Origin of the sequence: Mycobacterium sp. E1386, from assembly GCF_001672745.1 — a bacterium.
Classification (GTDB): domain Bacteria; phylum Actinomycetota; class Actinomycetes; order Mycobacteriales; family Mycobacteriaceae; genus Mycobacterium.
Genome location: NZ_LZKH01000068.1, coordinates 1 through 595 on the forward strand (window position 1 = coordinate 1; position 595 = coordinate 595).

Consider the following 595-nt stretch of genomic DNA (forward strand, 5'->3'; position numbering starts at 1 on the left):
CGGTGTGGGAGATCTTCGGGTCGCTGTTGTACGGCGGCCGGCTGGTGATGGTGCCCGACAACGTCGTGCGCTCGCCGGAAGAGTTGCACGCCATGCTGGTTCGCGAACAGGTCAGTGTGCTCAGCCAGACGCCGTCGGCGTTCTACGCGCTGCAGACCGCCGATTCGCTGTCGCCCGAGCTCGGCCAAGAGCTCAAGCTGCAGACGGTGGTGTTCGGTGGCGAGGCGCTCGAGCCGCATCGGCTGGGCAAGTGGTTGCACAACCACCCGGGTCTGCCGCGGTTGATCAATATGTATGGCATCACCGAGACCACGGTGCACGCCTCGTTCCGCGAGATCGTCGACGGCGATGTCGACGTCAACGCCAGCCCGATCGGGCTGCCGCTGGCGCATCTGGGCTTCTTCGTCCTGGACGGGTGGTTGCGTCCGGTGCCCGAGGGCGTGGTCGGTGAGCTGTATGTGGCCGGGCGCGGTCTGGCGTATGGGTATGTGGGCCGGTCGGGGTTGTCGGCGACCCGTTTCGTCGCGTGCCCGTTCGGCGGGGCCGGCGCGCGCATGTATCGCACCGGCGACCTGGTGCGCTGGGGCGCCGATGG

General features: G+C 68.1%; 1 protein-coding gene. It reads left to right on the forward strand.

The annotated features are described in order from the left end of the window. Positions 1-595, forward strand: a 595-nt coding sequence (locus A5709_RS07085) for an AMP-binding protein (RefSeq protein WP_156767989.1), incomplete at both ends; no start/stop codon positions are given.